This is a genomic window from Arenibacter sp. F26102, assembly GCF_023015865.1.
Classification (GTDB): domain Bacteria; phylum Bacteroidota; class Bacteroidia; order Flavobacteriales; family Flavobacteriaceae; genus Arenibacter.
Genome location: NZ_JALKBC010000050.1, coordinates 1 through 1,505 on the forward strand (window position 1 = coordinate 1; position 1,505 = coordinate 1,505).

2 protein-coding genes are annotated in these 1,505 nt (G+C 45.1%); both read right to left on the minus strand.

Translation table 11 applies throughout. The features are described 5' to 3' along the window. Positions 1-263: 263 nt before the first annotated feature. Positions 264-527: a transposase gene (locus MWU78_RS22190; protein WP_247001998.1), complete on the minus strand. Its 264-nt coding sequence runs from the start codon at positions 525-527 to the stop codon at positions 264-266. Next, entirely contained in the window at positions 520-1,473 is a 954-nt protein-coding gene (locus tag MWU78_RS22195; RefSeq protein WP_247002000.1) for a transposase, read from the minus strand. Before MWU78_RS22195 ends, MWU78_RS22190 begins: the two co-directional genes overlap by 8 nt. Positions 1,474-1,505: the final 32 nt, after the last annotated feature.

Sequence of the window (1,505 nt, forward strand, 5' to 3'; positions counted from 1 at the left end):
AACAGGGAAGTTAAGCCCGTCTGCGCCGATGGTACTGCTACACCAAGTGGGAGAGTAGGCCGCCGCCTTTTTTTGAAGTCCCTTCATCGCAAGATGAGGGGACTTTTTTTTTGTTCCATATCCAACAAAAGCGCACGCCCCTAACGTGATCGGTTCCTGCACCCGCCTCTACTGCGTTTTACCTGTAACGGTGGGCAGTCATTGAATGCACGCCTACTGCGTGATTAATTCGGATCAAGTACAATTTCTGGGTATTTGAATATTTACGCATATAGTTGAGTTAATCTAAATAGGAAGAATTCTGTATTTCTAACGCCTCTGAACTGTGCCCTGAATGCCTTTATTTTTGCATTGAATGATTCCGCCGATGCATTTGTACTCCTGTTTATAAAATAGTTCAGGATAGATCTGTAGTTGAGGGATATGGTATTGGCAATCGTATTGAATGCCCTGAATCCCGTATTTTCTACATCCTTGTACCAATGTGGGATCAAGTACAATTTCTGGGTATTTGAATATTTACGCATATAGTTGAGTTAATCTAAATAGGAAGAATTCTGTATTTCTAACGCCTCTGAACTGTGCCCTGAATGCCTTTATTTTTGCATTGAATGATTCCGCCGATGCATTTGTACTCCTGTTTATAAAATAGTTCAGGATAGATCTGTAGTTGAGGGATATGGTATTGGCAATCGTATTGAATGCCCTGAATCCCGTATTTTCTACATCCTTGTACCAATGTGCCAGTTTTGTGTAGGCGTGCTCCATGGACGTTGCCGTATTGAATATGTTCCTAAGCCCATGGACCAGGTCAAAGGCAATCTTTATATCGGGATATTGATCGAACAATATTTTACTTCTTTCAGATTGGTTCCGGGTCCAATTGTTGGGCGATTTATAAAGGAGGTACCTACTTCTGGCCAAGATTTGTTTTCTGGTGTCCCCATTGCTGAATTCTTTTGGTACGAATGTCCCGTTCTTTGCCCTTGCCCGTTTTATCTGTTCGTTCTCCAGGTCTATGGCGTCCCATCTGTGCTTGATCCGGATGTCCTGAAGGGCTTCCAGTGCCAGCTTCTGTACGTGGAACCTATCCGTGACCTGTATTGCCTTAGGGAAGCACTTCTTGGCGATGGTCTTCATCGAGTTCGCCATATCCAGGGTGATTTCCTTGACCGTTGCCCTTTTCTTGGCGGGCATTTTCATCAGTTGTTCGATGATGGGCCCCACCTTGGTGCCGGAGAATATGGCCACTATGGCCCCTTTCTTGCCCTTGGCCCTTTTGTTGGTTATAATTGTATAGAGCTCGCCCTTGGAGAGTGCCGTTTCGTCAATGGACAGGTAAGGTCCCATATTTTCGGGAAAGACGAGCCATTGTTTGGCATGTCCCTTTTGCTCCCAGTCCTTAAAATCGCTCATATAATTTTTGTACTGTCGCTGGAGCTTCTTGCCGTTTACCCCGAAGAGAGACCCCAGTTGTTGGCCGCTCAGGGCCGTATTATCCGTTG

Coding starts and splice junctions, on each gene's coding strand:
- MWU78_RS22190 (WP_247001998.1), bottom strand. CDS start 527: ATGCGTAAATATTCAAATACCCAGAAATTGTACTTGATCCCACATTGG.